Source organism: uncultured Sphingorhabdus sp. (assembly GCF_937872355.1).
GTDB lineage: Bacteria > Pseudomonadota > Alphaproteobacteria > Sphingomonadales > Sphingomonadaceae > Sphingorhabdus_B.
On the sequence record NZ_CALMSV010000008.1, the window covers coordinates 23,689 to 30,704 of the forward strand.

Below are 7,016 nucleotides of genomic sequence, written 5' to 3' on the forward strand. Positions count from 1 at the left end.
CGTATGATTAAACCGGTTCGCCAGCCTCGCGAGCCCGGGCGATTATGGTGCGTTCGGCGGTAGGCACCATGCGATAGGCCGCAATCAGCAATCCGAGTGCGATCGGGGCTACGGCGATCAGCGACAATATGCCTACACGCAGGTCGCCAACCAGTTTGCCGTCGACCATTGTACCCGCAAGGTCGGAAATCTGCCCAACCATATAGGGGCCGAAAGACAGTCCCACCAAAGTCGTGCCGAGGAAAAAGGCTGCCGTCGCCGTCCCACGCATGCGCGGCAGCACCAGATCCTGCGTGGTTGCCGCCGCTGCACCCAGTGCGGTTGCACCCAGCATGCCGGCTACAAAATTCATCGTGTAGAACAGCGTTGAATTTTCGGTGGTATAGCCGATCCAGATCGGAATGATCGGGCCTACCACGCCCAAGATGATCATCAATATCCGGCCTGCGGGATTTTTCATCCGCAACGCATCGGCCATGCGCCCGCCGATGATGACACCGAGGAATCCGCTCAACGCGCCATTGGCACCCAGGATGAAGGCCAGTTCTGCCTTGGGCAACTTCAGGACAATCTCGGCATAGGGCGCCGACCAGAAGCTCAACGCATAAGCAGCCAGCGAGACAAGGCCATAGCCCAGCGTGGTGCAGATAAAGGCGGGCGTGCCCCAGATCAGTTTGAAGGTGGCCGGGTCACGCGCGCGCAGCGCCGAAGCCCATGAAAACACCGCATAATAGCCAAAGCCGACCGCTGACCATTGCGGCAGGTTGCCGGTCAGATTGATCATCCACCATGCAAAAGCGGCGATAGCGGCACCGGTCGCGATGTTAATGACAAAGGCAGCGGGGCCGCGCTGCCAAGCGCCCCAGATGGTAAAGGGAGGAACGATCATCGACAGGTCGCTGGCAAAAGCGCGGAAGGGTGTGGGAGAGCTTTCGGTCGCAACGCCGTCCATCGCGCCGCGGATCGGTTCCCGTAGTGACGAAACCCAAAGTGCAAGCAAGACGCCCGGAATGCCGACCGCCAGAAATGCGGCTTGCCACCCCACCAGCCCCAACGGTGCATCCACGGGATAGGCATCGTTCCAGGCCTTCACGATCAGAGCACCGATGAACAGCGATACCCCGCCGCCCAGATAGAGGCCTGACGAATAAATGGCGAGTGCCGTGGCGCGTTGACGCTTGGGGAAATAATCAGAGATTAGGGAGTAAGCTGTCGGACTTGCGGTCGCTTCCCCGACACCGACGCCCATGCGGGCCAGAGTCAGTTCAACCTGATTGCGCGCGAAGCCTGACAATGCCGTCATCAGTGACCAGAGTGCCAGTCCTATCGAAAGCAATTTTACGCGATTCCAATTGTCTGCCAGCCGGCCGAGCGGGATGCCGAAAAGCGCATAAAAGACGGCGAAAGCTGCACCCCCAAGAAAGCCCATCTCGGAATCGGTGAGGCCAAGATCGGCCTTGATATCGACAGCCAAGATGCTGACGATCTGTCGATCGATGAAGTTAAGAATGTAAACGATGACCAGGACGGTCAGCACATACCAGCTGTAGCCGGTCGCAGATTTCTCCCCTTGGGCGTTGGCGTTTCCAATCGATTCCCCATCGCTTGTTGCGCTCAACGTCATTCTCCTCTTGCTTGTCTCTCAGTTGGGCCTTGGGCTAGCAGAGGATGTGTAAAGCGCAAGCGGGTAAAGGATTTCAGATGGCGGTTTCGGTGTTGATGGTGTGCCTCGGCAATATCTGTCGCTCGCCGCTGGCAGAGGCGGCCTTTCGACATCATGCTGAACGGATAGAGCTCGATGTGCTTGTCGATTCTGCCGGTACCGGCGATTGGCATGTCGGCCGCCCGCCAGACCGCCGCGCGCAAGAGGTGGCACAAAGGCTGGGGCGGATGGACATCAGCAATCTGCGCGCGCGTCAGGTGCAGCGCGATGACTTTCATCGCTTCGACCATATTGTCGTCATGGACCAATCCAATTTGCGGAATGTTCGCGCGCTTGCGCCCGGCGATGCGAGTGCACGCATCTCAATGTTGCTTGATCATTTGCCAGGGCATGAGGGGCGCGCTGTGGCAGACCCTTATTATGGCGATGTCGAAGACTTTGAAGCATGCTGGCATGAGGTGGAAGCCGCCGCGCGTTCACTCGCAAAGCGCCTGCAGCAAGAGTTTGGATAAGGCCAAAACGGGTATTGCGTTCATCATCCCCGGCTGACAGCATCCCGGTTGCCAAGGTTGAGGAGGAATTCGTTGCCCGATATTGCCGCCATCGCAGCGAAGGTGCGTTCGCAGGCTGAACTGCTTCCCGCGCTTTATGGTCATATTGATTTTGACAGCACGCCTGAGCGGTTTGCTGCTGGTCCGGATGACCGGACCGAACTTACAGAGGTGAAGGGCAAAAGACGCGCCGATTTTCTGGCAGATACCGAGTTGGTCGCGCGTATTCGCGAATATAGCATGTTAGGCGATATCACCGGCGATGCCTATGCGGCATTGATGCGCGAATATGGCTTCCGGCGTCTCGTCGATATGCTGATCGAGGCATGTGACAAGGGTGTCGACAAGGTCGAAGGTGCGCCGCCGGAATTGGTCGCGCTGATAACGGAGATGGAGCGCATCCCTGACTGGCTCGACATGAAAATGGTCGAAAGGGGCGCAAAGGCCGAACGCAATTCGGCGGCGAACATTTCGCCCTTTGCCATTCGCGGAGCGTTTATCGCGACATTCCTCAACAAATATTCGGCGCTGCCGATGGCGCTCACCGGAACGCTGAGCCACGCGACTGCAGCCAAGCGCGTGAAAGAAACCGCGACCTTTTTTACCACCACAGTCCTCCCCGGCGCGCTCAAACGTTTTGGCCCGGGTTTCAAGGCAGCGGCGATGGTGCGGCTTATGCACTCGATGGTCCGAGTGAACGTGCTCTCGCGCCCCGGCATGTGGGATTCAAAGATCTATGGTATTCCGATCCCGCAATTGGATCAGATGCCGGCAGGGCTAATCCCGATCTATTTCCTATCCGAAAAAGTGTTGGGGCAGGGGCGGACAAGCTTCAATGCGGAGGAGCGGGCGAAGGTCGAACTCGCCCGCTATCGCTGCTATCTTCTCGGGCTCCCGGAAGATTTGCTGGCGGATAATCCGACCGACATCGTCCGCATCTGGTGCACGCGCAGCGCGACATTGCGCTATGAATATGACGATGCGATCTGCGGCGGATTGTTGCGTGCCACGATGGAGGCAGAGCTCAGCAAGGATCGTTCGCTGCCCGGGCGCGTGTTCCGCCGTCTTGAACGCTCTTTTGCGCGCGTGTTCTTCGTCAACACCTTCCTCAAAGGCGATGAAGCTGCCGCTGCATCCGTCGGTGTACCACTGACAGGAAAAGACAAGGCGCTCTATGCCGCGACGATGGCGGCGATTGTCGGCCAGACGCTGGGGCATAAGGTGGCTTCGCGGCTACCGCTGGTTGGCGATTTGGCCGACCAGCTGCTGGTTTCACGGCTGCGCCGACAATTGGCGGAATATGGCCATGCCGAGTTCACATCCGACGCCGCGCAATATCGCCCGGCTACCAGTTGAGCGTTTGAACCAAAACAGGGCAGCCCGAGTCCGGTTTCACTTGAAATTGGAACGATTTCATCCAATATTACGGGCTTAGGCGGCTATGGTGCCGCCCTTTTGAGGAGACGTTTGAAATGGCTGAATGGTCTGATCCGCGGGTAACGCAAACCGGCGCGGGCGTTACCATTGATGGCAAGCCGATTGCCTCAACGGCAGTCGACGCCGGGCTGCGCGCCCATATGCTCAAGGTTTACAATTACATGGCGTCGGGCGTTTTGCTTACTGGCATCGTCGCAATGCTGTTCGCCAATAGCGGCATGGCTGCGCAGGTAATGGCAACGCCGCTGCGCTGGTTGATCATCCTGTCGCCGCTCGCCTTCATCATGGTGATGAGTTTTGGCATCAACAAGCTGTCGACCGGTGCATTGCAGGCGATGTTCTGGGCGTTCGCGACGGTCATGGGTCTGTCGATGTCGACGATTTTCCTTGTTTACTCAGGGGAATCGATTGCTCGCACCTTCTTTGTGACGGCAGCGGCTTTCGCTTCGCTCAGCCTGTGGGGCTACACCACCAAAAAGGATCTGACCGGTTGGGGCAGCTTCCTGATCATGGGTGTGGTGGGGCTATTGTTGGCGTCGATCATCAACATTTTCCTTGGCTCGAGCACGATGGGCTGGGTCATCAGCTTCCTCGGTGTGCTGATCTTCGCTGGTCTGACGGCATATGATACGCAGCGTATCAAGAGCGAATATTTCTACTTCGCTGGCCATGAAGCGCTCGGCAAGATCGCAATCATGGGGGCGCTGAACCTGTATCTCGATTTCGTGAACATGTTCCAGTTCCTGCTCAGCTTCCTGGGCAACCGGGATTAATTCAGCCTATGCGGCAGAACGAGAAGGCCCGGTGGGAAACCACTGGGCCTTTTTCTTTGTGCATTTCGCCGATGGGCGCTTTATTTTTGGCTGTTAATCGTGTTGACAGACGGAAAGATATAATTGGTTGCACGGGAGTGATTTGAATATGCGGAAATTGGGTAGGGCTTCCCTGATCGTTGGTTTGACGATGCTGGCTGCTGCATGTGCACCTGCGCCCAAACCCGTTGTGGTGGCACCACGGCCAGTCGCTCCGCCCCCCGCACCCGTAATTCCGCCGATGCCGCTGCCGCCAGGCGGCGCCGCAGTGACGATGAAAATCCCCGCAATTGGCGCGGATGGCGTGCGCATAACACCTAATCGCAATCTCTCTCGCGAAGAATATATCTGGCACTTGCGGTCCGGCCTGAACGTTGCCGCGTTAAACTGCCAAGGCCTCGTTTGGGGAGAGATTGCGCAGAATTACAATCGCTATCTGCAGGTTCACAAATCCCGACTGGCGCAGACCAACAAAGCGGTCGATGCCGAATATGTGAAACGCTATCGAGGGCAGAATGCGCTGCGTGTGCGCGACACCCATTCTACAGACCTGTATAACTATTTCGCTCTACCGCCGGTGCGCGCAGAGTTTTGCGATAAATCGCTTGCGAAATCGCGGGAAATTATTGCGATACCTTCGACAGCGCTGCCTGAGTATAGTTTCGGCGCGTTGGCCGATCTGGATGCGGTCTTCATTAATTTTTATAATGCGTTCGAGAAATATAAAGTCGACATCGTCGAGTGGAATGCGCGTTATGGCCCGCAGCCGCTCGCACAAGCCTCTGCCCCTGCAGTTGTGACCACAATCTCGACCAAATAGCAGTAGGCGTCAGGCCATCTGGATATAATCGCGCATCGCCGAGGCTTCGGCCTCGATCTTTTCGATGCGGTATTTGACCAGATCGCCGATTGATACGAAACCGACAATCTGGAGCCCGTCTGCAACAGGAAGGTGTCGGATGCGCCGCCGCGTCATCAGTGAAAGGGCAGAAAGGACAGGCGTATCTGCGGTAACGGTTATCGCTGGCGCAGTCATGACGTCGCCTACCCGTTTGGCCATCAGCGCCGATCCGTGGCTGGCAAGCCCATAGATCACGTCGCGTTCCGAAAATATTCCAAGCACCTCGCCATGCTCGACAACAGGCAACGCGCCGATCCGTTTTTCAGCGAGTCGCGCGACCACGGTTTCTACCAACTCGTCCGGAGATGCTGTGAAAACCGCGCCTTCGCGGGCTTGCAGGATGATGGCAATCGTCATCGCGTCCTCCCATTCGTCTTGCTCCGGCGCTTTACATAGCATAGACGCGGCGCAGGATAAAATGACTCGACCCTCCCGCCTTGATAATCCCGAATATGCCGCCTTTGCCTGGGCGCGCTATCGCCGTCTGATGGGATGGATGTTCGCCTTCACGCTCGTGATCACCGGAGCAGCGCTAGGCCTGTTCTGGTTCCAATATGGTCTGATCTCGATCCACCTCTATATTGCGACTGCAGCAGGCATCATTTTTTCGGTGATGCTGATGTCGGCGCTGATGGGGTTGGTTTTCCTTTCCAGCGGAACGGGGCATGACGAGGCGATAGAAGATCCTTTTGCTGATCTGGCGGATGACGAGAATGAGCAGCATCGTCCATAACCTTCCGGTGCGGGGTGACCCGATCCTCCGCGTTGTCCCGCGGCCTGCAGATATCAATGCCAATGGCCATATTTTTGGCGGTTGGGTATTGGCGCAGATGGATATCGCAGGCGGCATCGTTGCTGGGCGGATCGCCGAAGGGCCGTGCGCGACAGTTGCGATCGAAAAGATGGAATTTATCGCACCGATTCTGCTGCGCGATATCATCTCGGTCTATGCATCACTTGAGCGACGCGGGCGTACCTCGATGGCGATCAAGATAGAAGTCCTTGCGACGCGCGACAGGGGAGAACAAGAGGTCAAGGTGACCGAGGGCCTGTTCACCTTTGTTGCGCTTGATGAGCATCACCGGCCGAGGCCGTTGCCCTAACAGGATTGAGCGGTCAGACTTTACCAACCTTGCCCAGCAGCATTTCTTCGACTGTTTTGCGATAGCCTGCCGAAACAGGAATGCGAGTACCGTCTACCATGAGCAGTTCGATCTTGCGACCCTGACGACTTAGCTTTTCAACAGCGTCGCATGCGACCCACCAGGATCGGTGGACTTGCAGACCATCATAGTCGGAAAGCTCCTGCAGCGCGTCGCGGAAACGTATCAGGATAAGGTCTGTCCCGCGTGCAGTCGTCGCGCGCAGATAATGGTCTTCCATTTGCAAATGCAGCAATTGCGTTCCCAAACGGTCGGGAAGACGCGAAAGAAAACGCATCCCCGCAGCGGGCCTATTGCGGGCTTCAGACTGCAAGCCATGCAGTGCCAGGATGAACAGTGCATTGACCCCGATGGCAAGCAGGTTGATCACCAGCAACTGTGAAAAAAGCGCAATCAACCCGGCCGCATCGCGCGAGGGACGCATGGGGGTGACAGCATCACCCAAACGGGCCACAGCGATTGACCAACCCCAATATTCAATCGCGTGGA

9 protein-coding genes are annotated in these 7,016 nt (G+C 57.2%); 6 read left to right on the plus strand and 3 right to left on the minus strand.

Annotated elements, in window-relative coordinates; translation table 11 throughout:
- Positions 1-7: 7 nt before the first annotated feature.
- Entirely contained in the window at positions 8-1,618 is a 1,611-nt protein-coding gene (locus Q0239_RS00270) for an MFS transporter (protein WP_298596588.1), read from the minus strand.
- A gap of 83 nt (positions 1,619-1,701) precedes the next feature.
- Here Q0239_RS00270 and Q0239_RS00275 point away from each other — a divergent pair, with 83 nt between their 5' ends.
- From Q0239_RS00275 to Q0239_RS00290, 4 genes are all read left to right on the plus strand, one after another.
- Entirely contained in the window at positions 1,702-2,175 is a 474-nt protein-coding gene (locus Q0239_RS00275; protein ID WP_298596593.1) for a low molecular weight protein-tyrosine-phosphatase, read from the plus strand.
- Between the two features lie 72 nt (positions 2,176-2,247).
- Positions 2,248-3,570 (plus strand): oxygenase MpaB family protein, encoded by a 1,323-nt coding sequence (locus Q0239_RS00280; protein ID WP_298596595.1) that lies wholly within the window; start codon positions 2,248-2,250, stop codon positions 3,568-3,570.
- Positions 3,571-3,686: 116 nt separating this feature from the next.
- Positions 3,687-4,424 carry a Bax inhibitor-1/YccA family protein gene (locus tag Q0239_RS00285; protein WP_298596597.1) on the plus strand — a complete coding sequence of 246 codons (738 nt, stop codon included), beginning with the start codon at positions 3,687-3,689 and terminating at the stop codon, positions 4,422-4,424.
- Positions 4,425-4,581: 157 nt separating this feature from the next.
- Complete coding sequence (locus Q0239_RS00290) at positions 4,582-5,283, plus strand: hypothetical protein (protein ID WP_298596599.1); 702 nt, start codon at positions 4,582-4,584, stop codon at positions 5,281-5,283.
- A gap of 9 nt (positions 5,284-5,292) precedes the next feature.
- On the opposite strand, the gene Q0239_RS00295 is transcribed toward Q0239_RS00290, so the two are convergent.
- A complete protein-coding gene (locus Q0239_RS00295; protein WP_298596602.1) occupies positions 5,293-5,721 on the minus strand; it encodes a CBS domain-containing protein in 429 nt (142 codons plus the stop codon).
- Between the two features lie 61 nt (positions 5,722-5,782).
- Between Q0239_RS00295 and Q0239_RS00300 the strand changes: the two genes are divergently transcribed.
- Both Q0239_RS00300 and Q0239_RS00305 read left to right on the plus strand, forming a co-directional pair.
- Positions 5,783-6,097 (plus strand): hypothetical protein, encoded by a 315-nt coding sequence (locus Q0239_RS00300; protein WP_298596605.1) that lies wholly within the window; start codon positions 5,783-5,785, stop codon positions 6,095-6,097.
- Positions 6,078-6,467, plus strand: coding sequence for an acyl-CoA thioesterase (locus Q0239_RS00305; protein ID WP_298596608.1), 390 nt, complete (start codon positions 6,078-6,080; stop codon positions 6,465-6,467). Before Q0239_RS00300 ends, Q0239_RS00305 begins: the two co-directional genes overlap by 20 nt.
- A 13-nt stretch (positions 6,468-6,480) precedes the next feature.
- Here the strand turns inward: Q0239_RS00305 and Q0239_RS00310 are convergent.
- Positions 6,481-7,016, minus strand: a 536-nt coding sequence (locus Q0239_RS00310; protein ID WP_298596611.1) for a LytTR family DNA-binding domain-containing protein, incomplete at its 5' end; no start/stop codon positions are given.